The organism is Ruegeria arenilitoris (assembly GCF_013030265.1).
Classification (GTDB): Bacteria; Pseudomonadota; Alphaproteobacteria; order Rhodobacterales; family Rhodobacteraceae; genus Ruegeria; species Ruegeria arenilitoris_E.
The window spans coordinates 235,701-260,624 of the sequence record NZ_WPZQ01000001.1 but is presented as its reverse complement, the minus strand read 5'-3'; the positions used below and the strand labels follow the sequence as shown (position 1 = coordinate 260,624).

Sequence of the window (24,924 nt, the reverse complement as noted above, 5' to 3'; positions counted from 1 at the left end):
TTGACCGTTTTGGGGGCATCTGTCATTCAAAGAATTCAGGCAGAAGGGCCAAAAACATGAAGGTCATCATTTGCGGTGCTGGTCAGGTTGGCTGGCAGATTGCACGGCACCTTTCGGGCGAGTTGAATGACGTAACGGTTGTGGACAACAATCCCGATCTGGTGCGTCGCGCGACGGAAACGCTGGATGTACAGGGAATCGCAGGCTTCGCCAGCTATCCGGACGTGCTGGATAAGGCTGGTGCGCGCGATGCGGACATGATCATCGCCGCAACCCATTCGGACGAGGTGAATATGGTCACCTGCCAGATGGCGCATTCGGTGTTTTCTATCCAGCGTAAGATTGCGCGCTTGCGGTCCAAATCTTACCTCGAAGCGATTCACTCGGATCTTTATCGCCGAGATCACCTGCCGATTGATGTGGTGATCAGCCCTGAGCGCGAGGTTGCGGCTGCCGCGATGCGTCGCCTGTCCGCGCCATCAGCGTTCGATACCGAAATTTTCATGGACGGCAAAGCGCAGCTACTTGGCATTCGCGTGGACGAAGACTGCCCGATTGTGAATACACCGCTGAGGCAGCTGACAGATCTGTTCTCGACACTCAGTTCGATAGTGGTGGGTGTGCGCCGTGAAGGGTCATTGTTTGCACCTGAATCCGAGGATCAGCTGTTTGTTGGCGATGAATGCTATGTTTTCACCAACGTCAAAGATGTCGACCGAACGATGGAGGTCTTTGGTAAGGCGCAAAAGAAACAGGACCGCGTCGTAATCGTTGGCGGCGGTAATGTGGGTCTTGAGGTTGCCCGCACTTTGGAGGAACGCGAAAGCCGGGTGCGGGCCAAAGTGGTCGAACGCGACCGTAAGTGTGCTGAAGTGGCTGCTGAGGCGTTGGAGCGAACGATTGTCCTGAATGGTGACGGGTTGGACGCTGCGCTGCTGAGCGAAGCGGGTATAGAACGGGCCGATGCGATGTTGGCTGTCACGGATGACGACCGGACCAATATGCTGGCGGCCGTTCGCGCCAAGGCGGAAGGATGCGCTCTGGCGATTGCACTGATCAACGATCCCAGCATGGTGGCGTTGATGGGACCGCTTGGAATCGATGCTTATATCAATCCACGTGCTACTACTGTCAGTTCGATTCTGCGTCACATCCGTCATGGACGCGTGCGTCAGGTCTATTCCATTGGGGATGCCGAAGCCGAAGTGATCGAGGCAGAAGTACTTTCGACATCACCTATGGCTGGGCAGAAACTACGCGACATTGACTTCCCAGAAGGTGTTCTGGTGGGTGCTGTGCGTAAAGGCGACGAAGTGCTGAGGCCGACAGGCAGTTTGCGCATTGATGAAAAGGATGTCGTCGCAATCTTTGCCATGGCCAAGGACGTGCCTGAGGTCGAGCGGCTTATGCAGGTTTCGATTGATTTCTTCTGATGGTGACCGCGCGCAAACAGCAGCTCGGATTGATGCGGCGATTGCCGTTGTTTCTGCTGATCTGGGGATTTGCGTCTCTGGCGATGTGGATTCCTGCGATCTATGCGCTGGCACTGGATGATCATCCCACCTCACGTTCGTTTTTCTATTCCGGGATTGTCGGACTGTTCTTTGTCACGGTCATCGGATTGGCGATGTCAAACCGAGAACCAAGGCGCGGTACGCTGGGACAGTTGGCCGTGCTGTTTGCATCTTTTACGGTTCTGCCTCTGTTTTTGGCAGTGCCGCTGCATGATGCATTGGGCAACACGAAATATCTGAATGCCTATTTTGACATGGTCAGTGCGCTGACCACGACTGGCGCCGACATGTTCCCTGATCCGACGCGACTAACTGCGCCCCTGCATTTATGGCGAGCACTGGTTGGATGGCTGGGCGGATTGCTGATGTGGATATCTGCTGCGGCCATACTTGCGCCGCTGTCATTGGGTGGATTCGAGATTACCGCGCGGGGTCAGCCGGGGCGACCGGTCTCGGGCGTGGCTCAGAGCGAGAAAGTAGATCCGCGCGGTCGCCTGATCCGTGTGACCCGCACATTAACACCTGTCTACGCGGGCCTGACGTCGGTAATTTGGATTCTGCTGCTGGTCGCAGGAGAGCAGGGGCTTACAGCAATTTGTCATGCGATGTCGGTGATGGCGACATCGGGAATTTCTCCGGTCGGCGGGTTGGAGGGATCGACTGCCGGGTTCACTGGTGAGGCAATTCTGTTTCTGTTCCTGTTCTTCGCCTTGTCTCGCCTGACTTTTTCCACCGACACCGCTGCATCGGGCTATTCAAGACTTGATAAAGACCCCGAGTTTCGAATTGGTCTGATGATTGTTATCGCTGTCGCGCTGCTTTTGTTTTTCCGGGTTCTGGCCGGGGTGAGTGAGATTGGTGGTCAGATGGATGCCGGGCAGGCCCTGTTTGTGATCTGGGGCATGGTGTTTACCGTCATGTCGTTCCTGACCACCGCTGGTTTTGAAAGTGCAAACTGGAATGATGCCCAGCAACTTTCGGGGCTGGGAACCCCCGGCCTGGTGCTGATGGGTCTTGCGCTGATCGGTGGCGGGGTGGCGACCACTGCTGGCGGGGTCAAGTTGTTGCGTGTCTATGCGTTGTATCTGAATGGCGCGCGTGAGATTGACCGTCTGATCTACCCCTCATCCGTTAGCGGTGCAGGGGGTGGCAATCGTCGGATTCAGAGCGATGGTGCCTTCATCGCTTGGATCTTCCTGATGATGTTCGCGATCACGCTGGGTCTGTTTGATGTTCTGCTGGCAGCAATGGGCGTGGGATTCGAACAGGCGATGGTCCTGAGCGTGGCGGCACTCAGTACAACCGGACCCCTGATCGAGTTGGCGACTGATGTACCGATCCGGCTGATCGATCTGTCTGCGGGGGCCAAACTCACGCTGTGCGCGGCGATGGTTATTGGGCGTTTGGAAACACTGGCGATCATCGCGTTGATCACACCGGCACTTTGGCGAGGGTGATCTGCTTACACCGGCTTATCCTAGTGCCTGATTTTTCATCTGGAATATCTTTGCGCACCACTCCATACTCACGCAGAGGGAGCGCGTTGGTCCGCAGCGCGTAGCAAGAACAACGGCGAGATAATAAAATATGGCTTCGGACAGACAGAATCTTCAGGATGCGTTCCTGAATAATGTACGGAAAGCAAAGGTCCCGGTCACCATTTTCCTGATCAATGGCGTCAAATTGCAGGGTGTGATCACCTGGTTCGACAATTTCTGCGTATTGTTGCGCCGCGACGGACAGTCGCAGTTGGTCTACAAGCACGCGATTTCGACAATCATGCCATCGCAGCCGATCAGCCTGTATGAGGGCGAAGACGCCTCTTGATGGAACACGATAGGGCGCGCACCCGGGCTTGGGTGCTGCATCCCGAAATCAAATCAGATGAACAGCGCCGTGTCCCTGAACCGGCGCTGGAAGAAGCGGTGGCACTGGCTGCCGCGTTGCCCGATCTGGATGTGATCGGGTCCGAGATCGTGCGCCTGCAACGCGCGCAGCCGGGTCTATTGTTCGGCAGCGGCAAGATCGAGGAACTGGGTGAACGGTTTCATGAGAATGAGATTGAATTGGTTCTGATTGATGGCCCCGTAACACCAGTTCAGCAGCGCAATCTGGAAAAGGCTTGGAAGGTCAAAATTCTCGACCGGACTGGATTGATCCTGGAGATTTTCTCGGATCGTGCACGTACCCGTGAAGGTGTGCTACAGGTCGAGATGGCAGCCCTGAGCTACCAGAGAACGCGACTGGTGCGCGCCTGGACCCACCTGGAAAGACAGCGGGGTGGATTAGGATTTGTGGGTGGTCCGGGTGAAACGCAGATCGAAGCCGACCGCCGCGCAATCGATGAACAACTGGTCCGTCTTCGACGCCAGCTGCAGAAAGTGGTCAAAACGCGGACGTTGCATCGCGCTGCGCGGGCAAAGGTACCTTATCCAATCGTGGCGCTTGTCGGATACACGAACGCAGGCAAATCCACCTTGTTCAACCGCCTGACCGGTGCCGAAGTCATGGCCAAGGACATGCTGTTTGCCACGCTCGATCCGACCATGCGCAGGGTTGAACTGCCCGATGGCCCCGAGGTTATCCTGTCCGATACGGTAGGTTTCATTTCCAACTTGCCGACCGAGCTGGTGGCGGCTTTCCGGGCTACCTTGGAAGAGGTGCTTGGTGCTGACCTGATCATACACGTTCGTGATATCAGTCATGAGGAAACCGAAGAGCAGGCGAGGGATGTTGAAACCATCCTGACCTCTCTCGGCGTGGATGACACGCGTGCGCGGTTGGAGGTCTGGAATAAGATCGATTTGCTGTCGGATGAGGATCGCGCCGGTGCGCTGGCCCGTTCTGACCGTGATCCGGAAATTTTCTCGATATCCGCCGTGACCGGCGAAGGTGTCGAGCCTTTACTGGCAGAGATTGCGACCAAGCTGCAGGGCGTGCGGCATGAAGAGAAGCTGACACTGGACTTCTCTCAGGGCGACAAACGTGCCTGGCTGTTCCGTCAGGATGTTGTGCGGTCGGAAGAGCAAACGGAAAACGGATTCGAGATCACCGTTTTATGGACCGACAAACAGGCGGCTCAGTTCCGCGGGCTTTGACCGGTTTGTAACGGAACAACGACCGCGACGACGCGTGGAGGTATGAACGGTGACGGGTGCTGAAACTGCCAAGGTATTTCTGACCGGCTTTCTGGATGTGCCGCGCGACAGGTTGGAACAGGTGCGGGCTGCGTTGCCGAACCATATCTCTTTGACCCGTGCTGAGAAGGGCTGCATCTCATTTGAGGTTGTCGAGGATGCGGCACACACTGGTCGCTTCAACGTGTCAGAGATCTTTGAAAGCCAGGAGGCTTTCGAGGAACATCAGAACCGCACCAAAGCGTCTGATTGGTTTAAGGTTACAGAAGGTATCCCTCGGGAATACTCGATCACGAGCGGAGATACTGATAGCTGAATAAGGCTTTCAAGTTAGTCACTGCCCGTCAATTTGGCGTTGATAGTCCTCGGCATCGAACCATCCCAGCGATGACAGGATTTTATGGTCCGGGCCAAGCTCCCATTCCTCCCAGCCGCGTGTCACAACGCGATTTCCGGTTTCGGCATGGTGCCCCTCAAGGGTCCAGACAAAGATGGCATGGCTGCCAGCCCAACGCAGCATGTCACACCGCACTTCAAGATCAGGGAAATCTGAGTGGAAGCCTCGCGCCATCTCGGCGATTGCCGCGCGTCCCTGCAGCGGTTCACCTCGGTTGATGGTGATCTCGCCATCGGGCGCAAAGAACGCGGCTACGGCGTCAGGGTCGCCGGAACTCCATGCAATAGCATAGTCACGTGCCAGATTGTTCAGGGTATCACGAACGCTGCCCACGAATTTCCCCCTTGATGTCGGTGCGTCAGCGCTGTCGATGCTATTCGAAAACGCGGGTACTCGTCCACGCCGCCCCGGATTGGGGGCGGGGAATTGCCGACATGTCGCGGATTATCGCGGATTGAGGAAGGTGACACCCACTGCTGCAGCGCGCGCAAGATCAAGATCGAGCGACATCGGAATGTACTCACCACGCCGCCACAGTTGAGCCTGATCGTCATAATAGCGGGAAAGGAAGTGGCCGGATTGCCCGGTTGCCGTAATGAATACCGAGCTGTCTGGGTCTGCAAAATCGTAAACGCCGCGATATCCTGCGCCGTGTACGTTCTGGAACGGGTCCGGTCCGGTGCCAGATGTCCGGCCGCGCAACAGGGTGTTGTCACCTCCGCTGGTCGATTGGCGGATGTTCACGAAGTACCGAAGCACAGGAACAGAACCAAGTACCGGATGATCATGCGTCGCCTGATGAGCATCGCCCCAGCGCAGAGATTCAAGCGAACCACCGTAGCGTTCGGAAATCCAGATCAGGGCATCGTCCAGCGCCAGTCGCGCCATATCGGTGCAGGTTTCCACTGGCGCGCTTTGTCGAACGTCACACCAGACCGAAGCCCCATCGATATCGCGATAAACACGCTCGATGAACAATGGCTCAACATGCTTGTATTCATTGGCCAGCGGACCGAGCTCGTCCGAGATCAACCGTATTTGCAGGGCTCGCAACCACGCAGCATAGAGCAAAGGTTCCGGCAGATGTTCATTCATCTCGCCGTTCCATTCCGCCAGAAGCCCCAACGCGACCTGACGTTGCCGTTCGATCGTGCCTTCGGGCGCGGAAGCACCGGTGAACCAAAGGTCTGCGCCGATGAGCGGTAGCAAAGAGCGAGCAGTGAAGCTGACGGTATCAAGCTGCGCTTCGATAAAGCTGTCGCGCGTGTGAACTTCGCGGGATTGCATCAGACGCTCCCAACGATGCACACGTTGCGTATCGCCCCATTCATAGGACACATGATCAGGAAATGGGCGGTCGATGATCTTGTTGTTGGTGTTGCCCAGAACACCGCCAGCCGGTGCGACAAATTCCGGGTTGTCTACATAGGGCAGGCGGCCCTGCCAACGATTCTCGGCCAGCCAACCGGGTGTTGGAATGCGGCCGCGACTTTGATTGTTGAGATCGCGCTTAGGCATCGCGCCGATCAGTTTCATCGCAATGGTGTTCGTATCGACCAGAGACAGGTTCTGCGAAGGTGCGATGAAATCCTCAGCCACAGAGATTGCCTGACGGACATTATCGGCATTCATCAAAGCCATCGATGCGGTCATCGATGTGTCGCGCGGGCTGAGTGCAGTCCAGGACAATGAGGCCACATGACCCGGAGGTGTAATCGTTTCGAGGTTATAGTGGCTGCCGGGCAGAACCGGGCCATTCTCGGTCCACCGCAAGGTCAACGTGATCGGGGCGGTACCTTTGATATCGATGATCGAAGGGCGTGTTCTGAATTTCTTGAACCCTTCCGGTGTGAGGTATTCTTCCGGATTTTCAGGGTTCAGCTTTTCGATATGAACGTCCTGATCATCCAGATAGGACGATGTCAGCCCCCATCCCAAACGGTCGCTTCGACCGGTCATAACGGCGGGTATACCGGGGATCGTTGCTCCAATCACGCCGCCCTTGGCCAGCTCGAGCCGCGCAAGATACCAGACGCCGGGTGCTGTAAAGCCCAGATGCGGGTCGTTGGCCAGAAGTGTTCCGCCGCTGGCCGATCTGGAGGGTGCTGCCGTCCACGCGTTGGAAGCGCCCGCCAAACCGCGTTTGGGAAAGGGCGACAGCGGCGTGTCGGGCATGGAGGTTCCAGCCGCGTATTGCGGCAAGCCCGGAAACAACGAAGCATATTCGGGCAGTGCTGCAATTCCGGGGCCGGGAACATTTGGAAGGATATCTGCCAGTCGAGCCGGATCATTCAGCATCAACGAAGTTCTGGCACGTAGCACTTCGTCCTCAAGATGGCCCGATAGTTGCAGCCCCATCAACTTGATTACGGCAATGCTGTCACCGGGCTGCCAGGGTGAAACCGGAGCGTTGAAAAGGAACATCTCGGGCGCGCCTCGGCCCAGCGCCATCTCGTTTATTTCGTCAAGACGTGCGTTGACCCCTGCCGAATAAGCCCGAAGCGCGGCTTTGGTGTAGTCGTCCTGAACCTCGACTGATCTGTGGGCCAGGCCATACAAGTCCAGACGTCGCAGCAGTTTGTCGATGTGGACTGTTCGCTGACCAAAAACCTCTGACAGGCGGCCCTGCGCCGTGCGGCGCAAAACTGTCATTTGCCAAAGGCGATCTTGCGCATGGGCATAGCCGAGGCCAAAGAACACATCGGGGTCATTCTCACCCAGGATATGTGGGACGTTGGCGGTGTCGCGCACGATTTCAATCGGTGCGTTAAGCCCTTTAACCTCAAGAGTTTGATTGTAATCCGGCAGGGATTGATTGGCCAAAAAATAGGCCAGCCCGATAGCGGCCAGAGACAACAGGATAAGACCCGAGGCAATACGCATCAGCCAGCGAAAGACAAGACCCATCGGCACCTTACCAAATCGTTCATTTCAGATTGCGCTGAGGTTAAATCATGGCGCGCATGACCGAAAGAGGAACAGCCCGAGAATCTTGGTAGAAAACAAAAAGACCTCGCCACTGCCGAACTGCGTGTGACGAGGTCTGCACGGGGGTGCTCGTTTCGTGTTTAGGGGATGATGCGTGTGTATTTGGTGCCTTCGACGGTGGCGCCGAATAGCAATCCGGCCTGACCAAAAATTGCCGCCACAACCGGCGTACGCAGCGTGGTGGTGGTGGTCGAGAGTGTGCTGCCTGTCGCATCAACGACATAACCAATATCAGCGCCTGCGGTCCAACCACTGGAGCGGCGGAATTCGTTAAGCGCATCTTCGGTCATGAAGAACAGAACATGCGCGTATTGCTGCGCGCCGATCTGCAGGCCGGCTGTGCCTTTCACCGCCGAATAATAGTCGACCGTTGCGCCCTGAATACGCAGTGCGCCTTGGCCGAAGCCGCCACCAAAGATGAAACCAGCCTCGGTGATCAGAGGCATGACCAGCATGCCGTTCGCCTTGTTGGCGATTTCGACCGTGTTGGGGTACTTGCTGTACATTTCATTCAGCGTGGCATCGACGCGAGCGTCAATCGTGGCTGCGTTCGAGTTTCCGACGCCATTTCCGCAAGCTGCGGTTACGGTTAGACCGGCCATGCCAAAAGCAAAGCCGCGACGGCTCAGTCGTGGGGATTGGGAACTGCTCATGTTTCCTGTCTCTGTAGAGTGCCTGATTTGTCGGGTGATCCCGATCTTGTGTGCAAGAATACGCCGATTGCCTTTCCATGTCACGGGAAAGCTGCCCGGCAAGTCGGGGCAATCGGCGAAAAATTGCGATAGTTTGGGGTTTTACCTCTGAAGGATCTTGGCGACCTTGGGGGCGAAATAGGTTAGGATGCCGTCACAGCCAGCGCGTTTAAATGCAAGCAGGCTTTCCAACATGACCTTTTCTCCGTCGATCCAGCCGTTCTGTGCTGCAGCCCGGATCATCGCGAATTCACCTGAAACCTGATAGGCATATGTCGGGGCACCGAACGTGTCTTTGACCCTCCGGCAGATGTCCAGATACGGCATGCCGGGTTTAATCATGACCATATCGGCACCCTCGGTGAGATCGCGTTCGATCAGGCGGAGTGCTTCGTTCGAGTTGGCCGGGTCCATCTGGTAGGTTTTTTTATCCCCGGTAAGTGCACCCGAAGCACCTACAGCATCACGGAAAGGTCCGTAAAAAGCGCTGGCATATTTGGCTGCATAGCTGAGGATCATCACATTCTGGTGGCCTGCACTCTCAAGCGCCCGGCGCATTTCGCCGATACGGCCATCCATCATGTCCGAGGGGCCAATAATATCGGCTCCGGCTTCGGCCTGCGCCAGTGTCATCTTCACCAGCGCTTCGACGGTCTGATCGTTAACGATCTCTCCATCAACAACATAACCATCATGACCGTTGATGTTGTACGGATCGAGCGCAACATCTGTCATAACAGCGATGTCGGGGGCCGCTTCTTTGATGGCGCGGATGGCGCGGTTCGACAGGTTTTCGGGATTCCATGCCTCGGCGCAATCTTCGGTTTTCAGCGACGCGTCGGTGTAAGGAAAAATGCAGATTGCGGGAATGCCCAGCGCCTGAGCCTCGACAGCGGCCTTTGCGATCAGGTCAACCGAACGGCGCATCACTCCGGGCATTGACGGGACGGGCTCTTCCACACCCTCGCCATCACGCACAAACACCGGCCAGATCAGATCATCCACTGTCAGCGTGTTTTCACGAACCAGGCCCCGGATCGCCTCGGACTGACGTGTGCGACGAAAACGGGCAAGAGGATAGGGGGCGTTGGTCGGTTTCATGGCGCGTTCTCCTTGAACAATCGCGCATTGGGTGGCATGAATTTGCCGTGGTCTCAAGGGTACCAATGGACGCGCCAGTCCGATAGAACCCACTGAGGATTTTGAATAAAGGACTGGGTTTGGACTGGTACGCTACGATTTTCGAGATCATCGACATGCGCAGTTTCTCGAATCTGTGGTTCTGGATTGTACTTGCGGTCGTTTGGTCTTCGGCCAGCCACTGGGTTATGGGGGTGCCTTATGATCTGCTTGTGCGCGCGCGCCGGATCGGCGGGCAAGCCGAAATCGACCTATTGGACATCGTCCGGATCAATGCCAATCGGATACTCTATATCGTGGATATCTCGGGCGCGGTTATCTTTGCTTTGACCAGCTTTGTTTTCTCAGGCCTTGCCGTGATGGGGTTTTACTATCACGTGGAGTTTGCACAGGCCGTTTTTCTGTTGCTGTTTCCGATGACGATCGTGGCATTGATCAACGTTTCCATGGCGCGTCGCCTGCAGCAACAGGAGATGACGCTGGAGATCGTTTCCAAGGCGCTGACGCGCAGCAGACTGTACACACAGATCATTGGCATGTTTGCCATACTGGTCACTTCGCTCTGGGGCATGTATCAGAACTTTTCCATAGGTGTTCTGGGTTGGTAAAACCGGAAAGGCGAGGCGATGAAGGCTCCGAACCACGTAATAGTTGGCGGCGCCCCTGAAGGGTATGACGCACAGCTTGTCCTGAACGAGGTCTCTCGTTCCGGTAGCCCGGTCTGTCATGTCGCGCGCGATGACAAGCGGATGGAGGCAATGCGGGCTGCATTGACTTTCTTTGCGCCGGATATGCCAGTGTTCGTGTTCCCCGGATGGGATTGCCTGCCATATGACCGGGTCTCTCCAAATCCGGATATCGCTGCGGCGCGTGTGGCAACTCTGGCCGCGCTGGTGCACCAGATGCCCCAGCAGTTCGTTCTTCTGACAACGCTCAACGCTGCAACCCAGCGAATCCCGGCACGCGATGTTCTGCGCGAGGCGGCATTTACCGCGCGCGTAAACCAACGCGTAGATGAAGACGCGCTGCGGAAGTTCCTGGTACGGATGGGTTTCACACAAAGCCCGACGGTGATGGAGCCCGGCGATTATGCCGTTCGGGGTGGGATCATCGACATATTCCCGCCCGGCGAAACCGGTCCGGTCCGGCTGGATCTGTTTGGCGACGTTCTGGATGGGGCCCGCCGATTTGATCCGGTGTCTCAGCGCACGACCGAAAAATTGGAGATCGTAGAGCTTGCCCCGGTATCCGAGGTCATTCTGGACGATGCTGCGATTACAAGGTTCCGTCAGAACTATCGAATTGAGTTCGGTGCAGCGGGGACAGATGACCCGCTGTACGAGGCGGTAAGTGCCGGTCGCAAGCATCAAGGCATGGAACACTGGCTGCCCTTCTTTCACGAAAAGCTCGAGACACTGTTCGACTATCTGCCCGGTGCCACGATTTCGTTGGATGATCAGGTCACCCCCGCGCGGCTGGCACGTTGGGAGAGTATTGAGGACCAATACCAAACGCGGCGTCTTGCGCTCGATAGCCGGTCGCGGATGGATACGGTTTACAAACCAACTCCTCCGGGTTTGCTGTATCTTGATGACGCCGCATGGGAGACAGCGGTCGGTGAACGTCGTGTCATGCAGTTCAGCCCGCTGCCCCAAGCCAGCGGTCCCGGTGTGATCGATGCAGGCGGGCGGATTGGGCGCAACTTTGCCCCCGAACGTCAGCAGGAAAGCATCAGCCTGTTTGGTGCGCTGGCCGGACACATTAAAGACAAGCTGGACAAAGGGCCGGTTTTGATCGCCTCCTACTCCGAAGGTGCACGCGAGCGTTTAACCGGTCTGATCGAGGATGAGGGACTGGCCGAAGCGATCCCTGTCGCAGGCGGCGAGCGGATTGGCAAGCGCGGATTGCATCTGGCAGTCTGGGCACTGGAGCATGGGTTTGAGACGCCTGATCTGACAGTCATCGCCGAGCAGGATGTTCTGGGCGATCGCCTGATCCGACAGCCCAAGAAACGCCGGAAGGCCGAGAATTTCCTGACCGAGACCCAATCGCTCAGTCCCGGTGATCTTGTGGTGCATGTCGATCACGGTATTGGTCGTTACATGGGTATGGAGGTCGTGACTGCGGCAGGGGCCGCACATGAATGCTTGCTGTTGGAATATGCCGAGCAGTCCAAACTGTACCTGCCGGTCGAGAACATCGAGCTGCTATCGAAATACGGTCACGAAGAAGGATTGTTGGACAGACTTGGCGGCGGTGCGTGGCAGGCAAAGAAAGCCAAGCTGAAAGAGCGCATTCGCGAGATGGCGGACAAGCTGATCCGTATCGCTGCCGAACGCGCTTTGCGCAAGGCGCCCGTGATGGATCCGCCGCCGCATGCGTGGGAGGAGTTCAGCGCCCGGTTCCCGTATCAGGAGACCGACGATCAGCTGCGTGCGATCGCCGAGGTGATGGAGGACATGCATTCAGGCGCGCCGATGGATCGCCTGATCTGCGGCGACGTAGGTTTCGGCAAAACCGAGGTTGCAATGCGGGCAGCCTTTGTAGCAGCGATGTCCGGTGTCCAGGTGGCGGTCGTCGCGCCGACAACGCTGCTGGCCCGACAACATGCGGCCAGCTTCAAGGAACGCTTCCGGGGCTTCCCGCTGGAGGTTCGGCAGCTTTCCCGCTTTGTCTCTGGTAAAGAAGCGCAACAAACGCGTGATGGGCTCGCGCGTGGAACTGTTGATATTGTTGTCGGTACGCACGCTTTGCTGGCGAAGGGGATACGCTTCAACAACCTCGGTCTGCTGATCATCGACGAAGAACAGCATTTTGGCGTTGCGCATAAGGAGCGCCTGAAACAACTGCGTTCCGATATTCACGTGCTGACGCTGACAGCGACACCCATTCCGCGCACCCTGCAACTCAGTCTGACCGGAGTGCGTGATCTGTCGATCATTGGAACCCCACCCATCGATCGACTGGCGATCCGCACCTATGTCAGTGAATTCGACGCGGTCACGATCCGCGAGGCACTGTTACGCGAACATTATCGCGGCGGGCAGAGTTTCTATGTGGTGCCGCGCATCTCGGACCTGCCTGAGATCGAGGAATTCCTGAAAGAGCAATTGCCTGAACTCACCTACGTCGTGGCGCATGGCCAGATGGCTGCGGGCGAACTCGATGACAGGATGAATGCCTTCTATGACGGAAAATACGATGTGCTGCTGGCCACCACAATTGTGGAAAGCGGACTGGATATTCCGACGGCGAACACGATGGTCGTGCACCGGGCTGATATGTTCGGGCTTGCACAACTCTATCAGATCCGTGGCCGGGTAGGGCGTTCGAAAACACGCGCATACGCCTATTTGACCACTAAACCGCGTCAGAAACTCACGGCAACGGCCGAAAAACGCCTGCGTGTTCTGGGCTCACTGGATACGCTGGGCGCCGGGTTCACGCTAGCCTCGCAGGATCTCGATATTCGCGGCGCAGGCAACCTGCTGGGCGAGGAGCAGTCTGGTCAGATGCGCGATGTGGGCTATGAACTTTATCAGTCGATGCTGGAAGAGGCGATTGCCAAAATCAAAGCGGGTGAGATGGAAGGATTGTCGGATGCCGACGATCAATGGGCCCCGCAGATCAATCTGGGCGTGCCTGTCCTGATCCCCGAGGATTATGTGCCCGATCTGGATGTCCGTCTGGGCCTCTATCGACGCCTGTCATCGCTTTCGACCAAGGTGGAACTGGAAGGGTTTGCGGCCGAATTGATCGACCGTTTTGGTACACTGCCGAAAGAGGTGAACACGCTGATGCTGGTCGTCCGCATTAAGGCTATGTGCAAACGGGCCGGGATCGCCAAGCTGGACGGTGGGCCGAAGGGCGCGACAATTCAGTTCCACAACGATAAATTTGCTTCGCCTCAGGGGCTGGTCGAGTTCATCCAGAACCAGCGCGGTTTGGCCAAGGTCAAGGACAACAAGATCGTTGTGCGCCGCGACTGGAAAAAGGACAGTGACAAGATCAAGGGCGCCTTTGCCATCGCTCGTGATCTGGCCGAGAAGGTGGTGGGCGAAAAGAAGAAGGCCAGCGCCTAGTCACCCGTCACAAAGGTGCAAAGCTGCCAGTCTCCGTTTTCGGCTTTCGCCAAGGCGGCTCGGTAGCCGACCATGGACCACAGAAAATCGCTGTGCATGTATCCGGGTGTGCCATCTGTCAGGCGCACCAGCTGATAGTCCGCGCCCTCCTGATAGTCCGAGATGATGACGACCTCGTGGCTGATCTGGCCAAGCACGCTGTCCGAACGGGATGGGCCCTGACGCAATGTGACGTTCTCACCCGTGACGTAATAGGCAACGAAAGGATCGAGTGAGGCGGGGAGTGTCAGTTTCCACTGATAGGGCATCCAGAACTCGCCCTGATCATCAAAATACCCTGGCTGAGACAGAGTGTCTTCGAGGGCGGCCCAATAGGCGTCCCGGATTTCATCCGCATGATCACGCAGGCTTTCGTCCAGCGTTTCAGGATCCAGTGTCAGGTTTGCTTGAAATTCTTCAGGACCACCTGAACCGCCGTGACTGAGGTAGATATCTGGGCAGCTAGACCCGACGACACGGTTGATATCCCGGGCCGCGACACTGGCCAACAGCTCGGTTCTGAATGCCTGCAGGGATGGATCCTGCTCCGCCTCGTCGACAGGGGGAAAGGTCTGTCGGTTTGCCAGTGCCGGAGTTGCAAGCAGAACGGCGATTAACAATGGTGTTAGTTTCATTCGGCGGCCTTCATCGCAGCTTGTGCACAGAAACAGGAGGCGCCAACTGCTCGGTCGGCACGTGCCAGAGCAAGGTCTAGTCGCTGCCTGATCTGTTTGATTTCAAGAGTTTCTCCGCGGGCCTTCAGGCAATCATGCAGGCCTTTGAGGCTCCAGACATTGTCGGGGTGGATTGACGCACGGCTGAGTGAACCACCAAGGCCAAGATCTTCGCGATAGACCGCTTCGGCCTCATCCACATGCCCTTGTTCGAACAGCAGCGCCCCCAGCGCGTGTCGGGTCGGCTGCATCCAACCCCAAGGTTCATCATATGGCAGGGTATCGTCCAGCTCGACCGAGCGACGCAGATGGGCATAAGCCGCAACATAGTTGCCTTTGCGATATTCAATCTCTCCACGCAGCATTTCCCTCGCAATTTCAAGCAGATCAACGACACGGTTATTGTGCATCAGGCGGGTTTCCGGAACGCGATCTTTGGCTGCAAGAAACTTCTGCTCTTCCGCTTCGGCCTCAGCGACCTGATTGGTCGCCGCATGTGCAATTGCACGAGCGTAGTGTGTTGTTGCGGTCAGAGTAAGATACAGATCAGGGTCAGAAGGCAGTTCCAGCGCCTTTGCCTCATCCCAGCGTCCAAACCGGATCAGGATATGCGGACCCATGGACATGTAGCTCTCAAAATAGTCCGCCATAGGGGGGCTTTCGATGCGCAGCATCTCTTCGGGTGTTGTAGCCCACAAACCCTTATTGGCGCGCAAAGCGGGTTCCATCTGACCAAGGAACAAAGCTCCGTAGATGGCAAAGTGATAATCGTGCTGGCGGTATCCCGTGTAGATGTTGAAGGCACCTTCACGTTCGTAATACTTCAGATCGGCTTCGGAGGCTTTTTCATTCCAATAGACGACGTTGTGGTAGTGTCCGCAAAGTACGTCAATATGCGTTGGCATATGCACCAGATGGCCAGCATCGGGCACGAGAGCCCGCAAAATATCACCAGCTTTCAGGGCCTTTTCAGGTGTGGGCGACATTTCCATCAGATGGACATAGAGGTGCAGCAATCCGGGATGGGTCATCGTGGCCGGATTGTTCGCCATCGCCCATTCTAGCGCTTCCTGCGCCTCGAGTGTCGCGGCCCCTTCGGCAGGCTGCCCGGTTGTCAGGTCCCACATCTGCCATGGCGTCAGGTTCATCAGCGCCTCAACGTAGATCGAGCGCAGATCCAGATGATCAGGTTGCTCGGTAAAGGCCACCCGCATCGCATCAGCGAAGTTGTGATCCCAGATGTGCATGTCTTCGGCCGGATCACGCTGCGGGTATCGTGCGGGCAGGGCGCGGATCAGGGCCTTTTCAGCCGTAGTACAGCCGTCCATCAATGCCAGCGCCTTTTGGGTGGCATCATAGGCGCAGTTCAGGGCTTTGATCTGCCCACGCTCATCGCGCAGATCCCAGGGCAGATTGTAGTTGGGACCAGCCGCGTAGGCGATGCCCCAGTGGGCCATTGCGCATTCGGGGTCATGTTCCAGCGCGCGTTGAAAGCAGGCAACCGCCTCGTCGTGGTTAAATCCGTATGTCCAGACCAGACCGCGATCGAACCATGTCTGTGCTTCAGACGAAGATGTCGTGACCGGGCAGGTATGTGTGCCCAGATCGTAATAGTCGCTCATCGAAAACTCCCCACCAATTGCAGGCAGGTTAGCGCGTTTCACAGCCGCTGCACAGATCAGGCGGGCAGTCTGTTTTCAATCCGGCCCATATGGACCATCAGGCCAAAGCCGATTACGCACATGGTCAGAATCCCGGTGGTCAGTGGTGTCAACGATCCGTCGAACAACAGGCCCACTGGCGCTGCGATGACTGCCGCCAGAACCGTTGCAATCGATCCAATTACCGACGCGGCCATTCCTGCGATATGGCCCATGGGTTCCATTGCAATGGCATTAAGGTTGCCCATCGTCACACCGGCCATAAAGAACACAGTGGTCTGCCAGAAGACAAACAGGGCAAAATCAGCTTCGGGCGACAGGTTCATCATACTTACAGAGATGACGGCCGATGTGATCAATATCTGGCCACCCAAGGCCCAGGTCACCATTCGCCGCATACCAACACGCACGACCAATGCAGCGTTCAGCAGGCTGGCAGACCCGGAGACAAGCGCGATAAAGCCGAACCAGAACGGAAAGCTATCGGCCCGGTCGTGGATGATGTCATAAACCGGCTGCACCATGGTCAGCATGGTGAACAACACGCCCATACACAAGGTCTGAACCAGAATGGACAAGCGCACGGTGGGATGCGCGAACATCTCTTTCACGGCGGATACCATTAGCGGCAGACGAAACGGGCGGCGGTTTTCGCGCGCCAGCGACTCGGGCAGGCGAATGCCCATCCAGAGTATGACGATCAGAGCAAACAGGATGAAGGAGACAAAGATGCTGCGCCATCCTGCGATAGCAATGACACCAGCTCCCAGCATCGGGGCAGCAGCAGGAATCAGTGTAAAGATCATCATCGCAATCGAGATGATCCGCGCCATTTCGCGACCAGAGTAAAGATCGCGGATGACAGCCATGGCAACAACGCGCGGACCAGCTGCGCCCAATCCCTGAACCACACGTGCAGCCAGTACCATTTCCAACGACGAACTGGCCCAGGCTACGGCGGATGCGATAATGTAAAGGACGGCACCGGCATAAATCACCGGCTTGCGTCCGACCGCATCTGAAATTGGGCCTGTGAAGAATGTGCCGATCCCCATTCCCAACACGAAAGAGGTCAGGATCAACTGCGCCCGGTTGACGTCATCTGGGCTTAGCTGCGCGCCGATCTCGGGAAGGGCGGGCAGCATTGAATCAATCGAAAATGCGATGGTGGCGAACATCATTGCGATAAGCGCAATGAATTCCGCCTTGGACATGCGGTCGGCCATAAAAGACTCCTTACCCGTTCGCGCTATCACGGCTGAACGGGTTGGACTAGGTGGGAAAATGCACAGATCTATGTGCTATTCTGCAGAGGAAGCCTCAATTTGAGACATGATTTCGCCGATCACTTTTCCCCACATTTCAGGTGGTTGCGCACCCGGAACGGCGTGTTGATTGGCGACGATGTACGTCGGGACCGAACTGACACCCATTTCGCGTGAATGGCTGTCACGCTTGCGGATATCCTCGCGATCAGCATCTGATTGCAGCAGTTTCAGTACCACCGCGGCATCCATCCCGACACTGTCTGCGATGTCGGCCAAAACTTCGTGATCCCCGATGTCGCGGGCCTGCACGAAGTAGGCATCGAACAAGGCGTCGACGATTTCGTTCTGTTTGCCTTCGATCCCGGCCCAGTGGATCAATCGGTGGGCATCCAGTGTATTGGGGGTGCGCTGCATACCCTCAAAATCGATCTTCAGCCCGGCGTTTTCCGCATGCTCAACAACCGGCGCGTAGGCGCGAACCGCACCTTCCTTGCCGCCGAACTTGCGTTCAAGATATTCGCGGCGATCCATACCCATGTCGGGCATGTCAGGGTTCAGTTGAAAGGGGTGCCATTCAATCACAAAGGGGTGGTTCGGCACTTCGGCCAGCGCTTTGTCCAGATGCGTCTTGCCGATATAGCACCACGGGCAGATCGGATCGGACAGGATGTCGAGTTTGACAGTCTGGGTCATTCGGAAGACGCCTTGAAATGGGCCGGCAATGCGCGGCGCAGTAGTTTACCGTTGCCACCGCTGGGCAGGGCCGGAAGATATACAAAAGCACGGGGTTGCTTATACCGCGCCAGATTTGCCTCGACATAGGATCGCAAGGCCGTCTCGTCCAGCTTTTCTGGGCCGGTATAGAAGGCTGCTATCACGAATGTGTCCTGTTTGACCTCCACAGCCGCAGCTCCGACCTGCGATATGCCGGGATAGCGGGACAGTACCGCTTCGACCTCAACCGGGGAAACGCGATAGCCGCCTGCGTTCATCATGTCGTCGTCGCGACCAAGATAGGTGATCTGCCCATCGCCATCCATGGAACCCTGATCGCCGGTCAGGAACCACTCGCCCTGCATTCTGGCGCGCGCCTCGTCAGGGGCGTTGAGGTAGGTCAGCATCAATCCGGGGTCTGATTGGTGAACGGCAATAGTTCCTTCCTCACCCAGCTGTACCGGCCCGTCCGGCCCCATGATCGCCACGCGGCGGCCCGGCTGGGGCTGGCCAAGGCTGTCACCCCGGGCGGGATGTGTCGGGCTGGCGGAAATAAAGGTCGAGCATTCGGACATGCCATATGCCTCGTACAGCTCGGTTCCCGTGATATGGGTCCATTTTTCATGTAGATGGCGGGAGAGTTTTTCCCCCGCACATAAACCATGCCGCAGATTGGGTAGAGACATTTTCTCGCGGCTTTGCAGTATTTTACGGAACACGCCCGGTGCGGCGGCAAAGATTGTTGCCTTATGCACTCGTAGCAGATCGGGCAGTGCTGTAGTATCGGTGCCGGGTTCGGGGATCAGGGCAGTCGCTCCGATAGTCCAGGGATCCATCAATCCGGTACCAAGCGTATAGGTCCAATTGAAAGCGCCCGCGTGACACAGCCGGTCGGTGCGGCGCAAGCCATACCAGCCATCCACCATCATCTGCCGCGCCCAGATAGCTCGATGGGCATGGGCTACGGCACGCGGTTTACCCGATGTTCCAGAGGTGTAGACAACGTAAGCTAGCCTTTCAGGATCACCCATTTGGTAAGATGCAGCAGACAGCTCGCGCATCCGGACTAGCTCTTGCAGGCTGATCTCGCGCTCATGAGCTGCACAGGCAACGCCGGGATCGCGTAGAATAGCAGCCGGGGCCAGCTCTTCTATAATCTTGGCCGTTTCCGGTTCGGTCAGTTGGGATGAGGTTGGGACCGGAACAAGACCAACTGCGATTGCGCCGAGATAGGCGATCGGGAAATCCACCGTATTCCCCAAACGCATCAGGACAATTTCGCCGGGGTTCAGGTCTGCCTGTAGCAGACCGGTGCCTGTCGCCAGAACAGCGCGTTGCAATGCCCGGTAGGTCCAGTTCTGGACCCCGTCTGCGCGCAATACGGACAAAGCTATCTTATCCGGGGTTGCATCTGCATGGCGCAGAACATGCGCGGCCAGATTGAATGGTGCAGGGCAGGGCGGCGGTGCGCCATGATCGAATATCGACAACATGCGATCTGGCTATCGCTGTGCAACGCGCGTTGCAAGCGCTGGTCGCTGGCCCTATAGACGTGGACATGACCAGCCGCGATCACAAATCCATCGTCCGTATTGCACGTGACAACGGTATCCGCACCGAGCCTGAGCCCGTAGACCTTGGCGCCCGCGTGCGCGAGCTGCGAAAGGCGCGCAAATGGACGCTGGAGCAGGCAGCCAGTCAGGCGGGTCTTGCACGCTCGACGCTCAGCAAGATCGAAAATGGTCAGATGTCTCCGACATACGACGCGCTGAAAAAGCTTGCGACGGGTCTTGAGATTTCGGTGCCTCAGCTTTTCACCCCGCCCGAGCGTGATCAGGTTATCGGTCGTATGGCAGTGACCAAGATGGGGGCAGGGACAGCACACGCGACCGCAACTTACGAACATGAGTTGCTTGCTGAAGCGCTCACAAAAAAGCAGATGTTGCCATATCGCGCCCGCGTTCGCGCCCGTTCAATGGAAGAGTTCGATGGGTGGGTGCGCCATGATGGCGAAGAATTCCTGTATGTCCTGACGGGCGTTGTGCGCCTTTACACCGAGTTCTACGAACCCGTTGAGATGCGCCGAGGCGACAGCGCCTATTACGACGGCAGCATGGGACACAATGTGATTTCCGTCAGTGACGAGGATGCTACGATCCTTTGGGTGACATCTCTGGCCTAACGGCTGGCCAGTTCGCGGTTCAGTCCTTCCGTGAACAGAAAGTCCTCTACCTCTTCGTGGGCTTCGTTCACAGTCAGATGGTGGCGCTCCGCCAAATAAGCTTCGAACCGTTTTCGGTCCTTCTTGACACGCGCCATATCGCGGTCGCGCAAGTTCGGAAAACGGCGTTTGGCACGCGCGTAAGATGCACTCCAGTCTTGCGTCAGATCAGTCCAGTTCAGCATCTGCGAGCTTTCCTTTGTACGTGTTTCAGGACTGCTCTCCCCCAGACAGGGTAAGGACGGGGTGGTGTTGCAGATGACATGACAAAATGTCGCACCTTGACGCAACGTAACAAAGTGGCAAAAAATTGCCCGCTGCGGACATCCCGCAACGGGCGTTCGGACCTGCTTGAAAGTGAGTGGCGGCCGGTCCGTTATTCTTCGGGCTGAAACAGCCAATTCAGAACTATGTGCCCGATAAACACAGCAATAATCTGCATCACGATGAACATCGGTATGTGCGCAGGGTATATGCCCGCAAAGGTATCCGTAAACCCCCTTGCTATTGTGACCGCCGGGTTCGCAAAACTTGTGGATGATGTGTACCAGTAGGCGCCGGTGATATAGAGGCCCACAAGCGCTGGTACAGTGTCCGGTTTGTGCCGAATTCCGCCGAAAATCACGAACAGCAGGCCCAGCGTTGCGATGATTTCGGAAAACCACTGGTGAGACCCAGTGCGGTGCAGAGTTTCAGAGGTCTGAAGAATCGGCAGATCAAACATGTAGTGTGAGGCCCAGACGCCGACGATCCCGCCCACGATCTGAACCACCATGTAGGGGGCAACCGCGCTCCAGGGGTGTTCGCCGCGCAGGGCAAAGGCCAAGGTCACGGCAGGATTGAAATGCGCACCAGACACCGGACCCAGGGTCGTGATGATGGCATAAAGCATGCAGCCCGTGGCGATCGCGTTTGCAAGCAACGCCAGAGCGATGTTTCCGTCTGAAAGCGTCTGCGCCATGATCCCCGAACCAACCACACCGATCAGCAGGAAAGCTGTGCCGAGGAATTCAGCAAAGTACTTGCGCGCGTTCATTGAATGCCTCCGATACGCTTGAGCTGAGCAGAAAGTTCGCTGCTCTCCATCGTTTCTACTGGCAATTCAAGCAAAGCTGCGGCCCGTCGGCCCAGGATGTCATAGGCAGTACGAAATGCCTGATCCCAATCAGGCTCATCAGCGGCGGCGGGATCTTCCACGCCCCAGTGCGCGCGTACCGGCGCTCCGGGCCAGACCGGACAGGTTTCTTCGGCTGCGAACCCGCAGACCGTGATGACCATGTCCATTTCCGGTGCGCCTTCGATTGCAAATTCGTCCCAACTTTTGGAGCGTGCATCCGAGATGTCATGTCCCTGCGCGCTCAGCAGGGTCAGAGATTGCGGATGTACTCTGCCGGTGGGGTTGGAGCCAGCGGAAAAGGCGTGTACCCGCCCGTCGCCAGTATGATTAAAGATCGATTCCAGCAAAATCGAACGGGCAGAGTTCCCGGTACACAGAACCAGTATGTTCATGGATGGCTATCCTTGGGCTGAATGTGGATTCGTGGATCACTCGGTGATGCGGCCGATGTCATCCACCTTGTGTTGAAGCGAAATGCGGTCGAGCGTTTCGAAGGGCAGGCTGGTAAACGCTGTAATGCGGTTTCTCAGCAGGCCGTACGCCTGTTGAAACGCGAGGTTCTTCTGCGCGTCCGTACCCTGGGCTTTGACCGGGTCGGCAAGTCCCCAATGCGCACTCATCGGTTGGCCGGGCCAAGCGGGGCAGGCCTCGTTTGCGGCGTGGTCGCAGACTGTGAAGACAAAATCCATCTGCGGCGCACCCTCTGCCGCAAACTCTTCCACCGATTTCGAACGAAGATCAGCGGTGTCGTATCCTTTTTGTCGAAGCAGTTCCAAAACATCTGCATTCGGCGACCCAGAAGGAGCCGTTCCGGCTGAGAAAGCCCTAATGGTGCCGTTACTTTCTTGGTTCAGAATGGCCTCTGCCATGATTGAGCGGGCCGAGTTCCCGGTACAGATGAACAGGGCGTTCAGAACGCGGTCAGGGCTGGTCATGAGGGGATCTCCGGATCTGGTGATGCACAAATCGGGTCGGTTCTGGCAACACTCGCCCAACAGACCGCCAAACAGCTCGCGAACAGCCGGGAGCTTGGCTGTATATTGCAACGAGGTGCCATGACGGCTCTGTTCGATCAGGTCAGCCGCCTTGAGGGCGTTGAGATAGGTAGACGTGGTATTGGGCTTGAGGTCCAGCGCCTCAGCAATTTGACCGGCTGGAACAGAATCCGGGTATCTGCGCATTAACAGCCGAAACAGGTCCAGTCGTTTGGGATGCGCCAATGCGCCCAGCTTATCGTGAATTTCTATTTCCATACTTCATGAAATATGGAAATAGAACGTGGTCGTCAATCCTCGTACCACCAGACCTGTGGCATATATTCAGGACCGTCGCCGTAAATCGGAAGCTTCTCTGGCTGTTTCAGCTCTTTAGAATGAGCTATCCGGCCGACATCAAAGCTCCAGATCGGAATAACATAGCGACCGGCGGTCAGCACACGGTCGAGCGCACGCGTCGCGGCAACAAAGTCTTCGTGGCTTTCTGAGGCGAGCATAGCGTCGATCATGCCGTCTACGGCAGGTGAAGCTACACCCATCAGATTTCGGGTTCCGGGCGTTCCCGCACCTTCGCTGCCCCAATAGAGACGCTGCTCGTTGCCGGGTGAAAGCGAGAGCGCGCGACGGAATGGGGTAATGTCGAAATCAAGTTCTGCGACACGACCAGTGTATTGAGCGTTGTCGACGGTCTCGGTCTGAACCTGAATGCCCAGGCGTTCAAGCGCGCGCGAATAGATGTCTACCGCGGTCTGCATGTCGCTGTCGCCCTGCTGCAGCAGGACTGTCATCATGAAGGTGTCGCCATTTTGATTTCGCAAGACACCGTCCTGAATAGTCCAGCCAGCTTCCTCCAGTAGTTTGGCCGCTTTACGGATGTTTGAACGATTGCGTGCAGATCCATCACCCTGAGGCAGTTCATACCCTTCGATCGTACCGGGCATAAGGTCATCTGCATAAGGTTCCAGCAGTTCAGCCACGCGTCCGGTTGCGGGCCCGGGCTGCATCGCCAAATCAGAACCCGAAAAGTAGGAAGTGATCCGGGGTTGTGCACCGCCGGTGATGGTGTCGTTGATGAACTCAAAGTTGAAGGCCAGCAACAGGGCCTCACGCACGCGCCAGTCATCAAAAGTCGGCTTACGCGTGTTCATCACGAAGCCGGTCATTCCTGATGGTTTGCCATGTGGGATTTCGGTTTTGATTACGTCACCACGCTGGACGGCAGGGAAGTTGTACTGCGTATTCCATTTGTCGGCGTTGAATTCGCGGACGGCTGACAATTCTCCGGCCTTGAATGCCTCGAACAGAACGGTCTGGTCGCCGTAAAACTCGATCCGGATATCATCGAGGTTCATGGTACCACGACGAAATGGAATATCATCGCCCCAATAGTCCGGGTTTCGGCGCAGATTGACATAGCGCCCGGCCTCATAGTCATCGATCACATAGGGGCCGGTTCCAATCGGGACGTCGTGCAGCTGGGCGCTGGCGAAATCCTTACCTTCCCATTGGTCTTTCTTCAGGATCGGTCGCAGCCCGGCCAGCATCGCAAGTTCGCGGTCAGGTTCATTGAACGTAATCCGCACTGATCTGGGGCCCGTCTGTTCGATACTGTCGATCTTGGACCACAAGCCGCGATAGCGCAGATGTCCCTCGGTTCCCAATGTTTGGTAGGACCAGATGACATCATCCACCGTGACGGGGCTGTCGTCCGAGAATCGCGCGTTTTCGCGCAGTGTAAATTCGACCCATGAACGGTCCGGGGCTGTCTCAACCGATTCGGCTAACAGCCCGTAAAGGGTGAAAGGTTCGTCCCAGGAGCGGCCCATCAGACCTTCGTGCGTCCAGAACCGAAGCTGCCACGGAGAGGTGCCTTTTTGTACGAACGGGTTGAGGCTGTCATAGCCGCCGGTATTTCCAAACACGACCTTGCCGCCTTTGGGCGCGTCAGGGTTAGCATAGGGCAGAGACACAAAATCCGGTGGTAGAGCAGGGTCCCCATACATAGCTATGCCATGCGCCGATTCTGCATGTGCCATCGATGCGGCGAAAATGGTGGCGATTCCCGTGATCAGAGAGCGAAACGGGTGTAGAAAATCCTGGCTCATTTTGGAAACAATCCTGCTCTGGCCTTATTTTGTTGGGATTCACCGTACCGATGATTTTTCATATTATCAAACTTTTAGCTTGGATGAATGCAAGGAATTGCTTATAAAGGATGCACTGCTCGATAGGTTTCTTGCCTGTATGAAACCTGCCTCAATAACTTAACGCCCGCTTCGTGCGGG

The 24,924-nt window shown here is 56.7% G+C and carries 22 protein-coding genes; 8 read left to right on the top strand and 14 right to left on the bottom strand.

Translation table 11 applies throughout. From position 1 onward, the window contains the following. Nucleotides 1-56: 56 nt before the first annotated feature. From trkA to GOX61_RS01315, 5 genes are all read left to right on the top strand, one after another. Entirely contained in the window at nucleotides 57-1,433 is a 1,377-nt protein-coding gene (gene trkA, locus GOX61_RS01335; RefSeq protein WP_155147203.1) for a Trk system potassium transporter TrkA, read from the top strand. After that, entirely contained in the window at nucleotides 1,433-2,971 is a 1,539-nt protein-coding gene (locus GOX61_RS01330; protein ID WP_170330675.1) for a TrkH family potassium uptake protein, read from the top strand. Before trkA ends, GOX61_RS01330 begins: the two co-directional genes overlap by 1 nt. 130 nt (nucleotides 2,972-3,101) lie before the next feature. After that, nucleotides 3,102-3,341 carry an RNA chaperone Hfq gene (gene hfq / locus GOX61_RS01325; protein WP_010440340.1) on the top strand — a complete coding sequence of 80 codons (240 nt, stop codon included), beginning with the start codon at nucleotides 3,102-3,104 and terminating at the stop codon, nucleotides 3,339-3,341. Next, nucleotides 3,341-4,612 (top strand): GTPase HflX, encoded by a 1,272-nt coding sequence (gene hflX, locus GOX61_RS01320; protein ID WP_170330673.1) that lies wholly within the window; start codon nucleotides 3,341-3,343, stop codon nucleotides 4,610-4,612. The genes hfq and hflX overlap by 1 nt, the downstream gene beginning before the upstream one ends. Before the next feature lie 49 nt (nucleotides 4,613-4,661). Next, nucleotides 4,662-4,967: a putative quinol monooxygenase gene (locus GOX61_RS01315; RefSeq protein ID WP_170330671.1), complete on the top strand. Its 306-nt coding sequence runs from the start codon at nucleotides 4,662-4,664 to the stop codon at nucleotides 4,965-4,967. Nucleotides 4,968-4,985: 18 nt separating this feature from the next. Here GOX61_RS01315 and GOX61_RS01310 read toward each other — a convergent pair whose 3' ends face one another. The 4 genes from GOX61_RS01310 to hemB form a co-directional block, all read right to left on the bottom strand. Further along, nucleotides 4,986-5,381: an SgcJ/EcaC family oxidoreductase gene (locus GOX61_RS01310; RefSeq protein WP_170330669.1), complete on the bottom strand. Its 396-nt coding sequence runs from the start codon at nucleotides 5,379-5,381 to the stop codon at nucleotides 4,986-4,988. A 111-nt stretch (nucleotides 5,382-5,492) separates the two neighbouring features. After that, nucleotides 5,493-7,955, bottom strand: a complete 2,463-nt coding sequence (locus GOX61_RS01305) for a penicillin acylase family protein (RefSeq protein ID WP_170330667.1) — start codon at nucleotides 7,953-7,955, stop codon at nucleotides 5,493-5,495. A gap of 161 nt (nucleotides 7,956-8,116) precedes the next feature. Continuing rightward, the gene (locus GOX61_RS01300; protein ID WP_155147193.1) at nucleotides 8,117-8,689 is read right to left on the bottom strand and encodes a YSC84-related protein; all 573 of its coding nucleotides are present in this window, start codon (nucleotides 8,687-8,689) and stop codon (nucleotides 8,117-8,119) included. Between the two features lie 141 nt (nucleotides 8,690-8,830). Next, a complete protein-coding gene (gene hemB / locus GOX61_RS01295; protein WP_170330665.1) occupies nucleotides 8,831-9,829 on the bottom strand; it encodes a porphobilinogen synthase in 999 nt (332 codons plus the stop codon). 119 nt (nucleotides 9,830-9,948) lie between these two features. On the opposite strand from hemB, the gene GOX61_RS01290 reads away from it, so the two are divergent. Together GOX61_RS01290 and mfd are read left to right on the top strand one after the other, a co-directional pair. Continuing rightward, nucleotides 9,949-10,476: a component of SufBCD complex gene (locus tag GOX61_RS01290; RefSeq protein WP_170331078.1), complete on the top strand. Its 528-nt coding sequence runs from the start codon at nucleotides 9,949-9,951 to the stop codon at nucleotides 10,474-10,476. A gap of 18 nt (nucleotides 10,477-10,494) precedes the next feature. Next, complete coding sequence (gene mfd, locus GOX61_RS01285; protein WP_170330664.1) at nucleotides 10,495-13,950, top strand: transcription-repair coupling factor; 3,456 nt, start codon at nucleotides 10,495-10,497, stop codon at nucleotides 13,948-13,950. Here mfd and GOX61_RS01280 read toward each other — a convergent pair. From GOX61_RS01280 to GOX61_RS01260, 5 genes are all read right to left on the bottom strand, one after another. After that, complete coding sequence (locus GOX61_RS01280) at nucleotides 13,947-14,624, bottom strand: SH3 domain-containing protein (RefSeq protein ID WP_170330662.1); 678 nt, start codon at nucleotides 14,622-14,624, stop codon at nucleotides 13,947-13,949. The two genes, mfd and GOX61_RS01280, sit on opposite strands and share 4 nt — an antisense overlap. Continuing rightward, the gene (locus GOX61_RS01275) at nucleotides 14,621-16,285 is read right to left on the bottom strand and encodes a tetratricopeptide repeat protein (RefSeq protein WP_170330659.1); all 1,665 of its coding nucleotides are present in this window, start codon (nucleotides 16,283-16,285) and stop codon (nucleotides 14,621-14,623) included. Before GOX61_RS01275 ends, GOX61_RS01280 begins: the two co-directional genes overlap by 4 nt. Nucleotides 16,286-16,341: 56 nt before the next feature. After that, entirely contained in the window at nucleotides 16,342-17,550 is a 1,209-nt protein-coding gene (locus GOX61_RS01270) for a multidrug effflux MFS transporter (protein WP_170330657.1), read from the bottom strand. Nucleotides 17,551-17,625: 75 nt separating this feature from the next. Next, nucleotides 17,626-18,285, bottom strand: coding sequence for a DsbA family oxidoreductase (locus GOX61_RS01265; RefSeq protein ID WP_170330655.1), 660 nt, complete (start codon nucleotides 18,283-18,285; stop codon nucleotides 17,626-17,628). Further along, on the bottom strand, nucleotides 18,282-19,799 hold the full coding sequence (locus GOX61_RS01260; RefSeq protein ID WP_170330654.1) for a class I adenylate-forming enzyme family protein: 1,518 nt from the start codon (nucleotides 19,797-19,799) through the stop codon (nucleotides 18,282-18,284). Before GOX61_RS01260 ends, GOX61_RS01265 begins: the two co-directional genes overlap by 4 nt. Before the next feature lie 65 nt (nucleotides 19,800-19,864). Here GOX61_RS01260 and GOX61_RS01255 point away from each other — a divergent pair, with 65 nt between their 5' ends. After that, the gene (locus GOX61_RS01255) at nucleotides 19,865-20,488 is read left to right on the top strand and encodes a helix-turn-helix domain-containing protein (protein WP_155147176.1); all 624 of its coding nucleotides are present in this window, start codon (nucleotides 19,865-19,867) and stop codon (nucleotides 20,486-20,488) included. Here the strand turns inward: GOX61_RS01255 and GOX61_RS01250 are convergent. From GOX61_RS01250 to GOX61_RS01230, 5 genes are all read right to left on the bottom strand, one after another. Beyond that, nucleotides 20,485-20,712 carry a hypothetical protein gene (locus GOX61_RS01250; RefSeq protein WP_155147174.1) on the bottom strand — a complete coding sequence of 76 codons (228 nt, stop codon included), beginning with the start codon at nucleotides 20,710-20,712 and terminating at the stop codon, nucleotides 20,485-20,487. The two genes, GOX61_RS01255 and GOX61_RS01250, sit on opposite strands and share 4 nt — an antisense overlap. A gap of 191 nt (nucleotides 20,713-20,903) precedes the next feature. Then, a complete protein-coding gene (locus GOX61_RS01245; RefSeq protein WP_170330652.1) occupies nucleotides 20,904-21,563 on the bottom strand; it encodes an aquaporin in 660 nt (219 codons plus the stop codon). Beyond that, nucleotides 21,560-22,036, bottom strand: a complete 477-nt coding sequence (locus GOX61_RS01240; protein ID WP_170330650.1) for an arsenate reductase ArsC — start codon at nucleotides 22,034-22,036, stop codon at nucleotides 21,560-21,562. Before GOX61_RS01240 ends, GOX61_RS01245 begins: the two co-directional genes overlap by 4 nt. A 36-nt stretch (nucleotides 22,037-22,072) precedes the next feature. Next, a complete protein-coding gene (locus GOX61_RS01235) occupies nucleotides 22,073-22,897 on the bottom strand; it encodes a helix-turn-helix domain-containing protein (protein ID WP_170330648.1) in 825 nt (274 codons plus the stop codon). Between the two features lie 32 nt (nucleotides 22,898-22,929). Then, the gene (locus GOX61_RS01230) at nucleotides 22,930-24,744 is read right to left on the bottom strand and encodes an extracellular solute-binding protein (protein ID WP_170330646.1); all 1,815 of its coding nucleotides are present in this window, start codon (nucleotides 24,742-24,744) and stop codon (nucleotides 22,930-22,932) included. Between the last annotated feature and the right edge of the window lie 180 nt (nucleotides 24,745-24,924).

Bases quoted from the DNA above. Each gene is read 5' to 3' on its own strand.
- trkA (WP_155147203.1), top strand. From the start codon at position 57: ATGAAGGTCATCATTTGCGGTGCTGGTCAGGTTGGCTGGCAGATTGCA.
- GOX61_RS01330 (WP_170330675.1), top strand. From the start codon at position 1,433: ATGGTGACCGCGCGCAAACAGCAGCTCGGATTGATGCGGCGATTGCCG.
- hfq (WP_010440340.1), top strand. From the start codon at position 3,102: ATGGCTTCGGACAGACAGAATCTTCAGGATGCGTTCCTGAATAATGTA.
- hflX (WP_170330673.1), top strand. From the start codon at position 3,341: ATGGAACACGATAGGGCGCGCACCCGGGCTTGGGTGCTGCATCCCGAA.
- GOX61_RS01305 (WP_170330667.1), bottom strand. From the start codon at position 7,955: ATGGGTCTTGTCTTTCGCTGGCTGATGCGTATTGCCTCGGGTCTTATC.
- GOX61_RS01300 (WP_155147193.1), bottom strand. From the start codon at position 8,689: ATGAGCAGTTCCCAATCCCCACGACTGAGCCGTCGCGGCTTTGCTTTT.
- hemB (WP_170330665.1), bottom strand. From the start codon at position 9,829: ATGAAACCGACCAACGCCCCCTATCCTCTTGCCCGTTTTCGTCGCACA.
- mfd (WP_170330664.1), top strand. From the start codon at position 10,495: ATGAAGGCTCCGAACCACGTAATAGTTGGCGGCGCCCCTGAAGGGTAT.
- GOX61_RS01280 (WP_170330662.1), bottom strand. From the start codon at position 14,624: ATGAAACTAACACCATTGTTAATCGCCGTTCTGCTTGCAACTCCGGCA.
- GOX61_RS01275 (WP_170330659.1), bottom strand. From the start codon at position 16,285: ATGAGCGACTATTACGATCTGGGCACACATACCTGCCCGGTCACGACA.
- GOX61_RS01270 (WP_170330657.1), bottom strand. From the start codon at position 17,550: ATGGCCGACCGCATGTCCAAGGCGGAATTCATTGCGCTTATCGCAATG.
- GOX61_RS01265 (WP_170330655.1), bottom strand. From the start codon at position 18,285: ATGACCCAGACTGTCAAACTCGACATCCTGTCCGATCCGATCTGCCCG.
- GOX61_RS01260 (WP_170330654.1), bottom strand. From the start codon at position 19,799: ATGTTGTCGATATTCGATCATGGCGCACCGCCGCCCTGCCCTGCACCA.
- GOX61_RS01255 (WP_155147176.1), top strand. From the start codon at position 19,865: ATGACCAGCCGCGATCACAAATCCATCGTCCGTATTGCACGTGACAAC.
- GOX61_RS01250 (WP_155147174.1), bottom strand. From the start codon at position 20,712: ATGCTGAACTGGACTGATCTGACGCAAGACTGGAGTGCATCTTACGCG.
- GOX61_RS01245 (WP_170330652.1), bottom strand. From the start codon at position 21,563: ATGAACGCGCGCAAGTACTTTGCTGAATTCCTCGGCACAGCTTTCCTG.
- GOX61_RS01240 (WP_170330650.1), bottom strand. From the start codon at position 22,036: ATGAACATACTGGTTCTGTGTACCGGGAACTCTGCCCGTTCGATTTTG.
- GOX61_RS01235 (WP_170330648.1), bottom strand. From the start codon at position 22,897: ATGGAAATAGAAATTCACGATAAGCTGGGCGCATTGGCGCATCCCAAA.
- GOX61_RS01230 (WP_170330646.1), bottom strand. From the start codon at position 24,744: ATGAGCCAGGATTTTCTACACCCGTTTCGCTCTCTGATCACGGGAATC.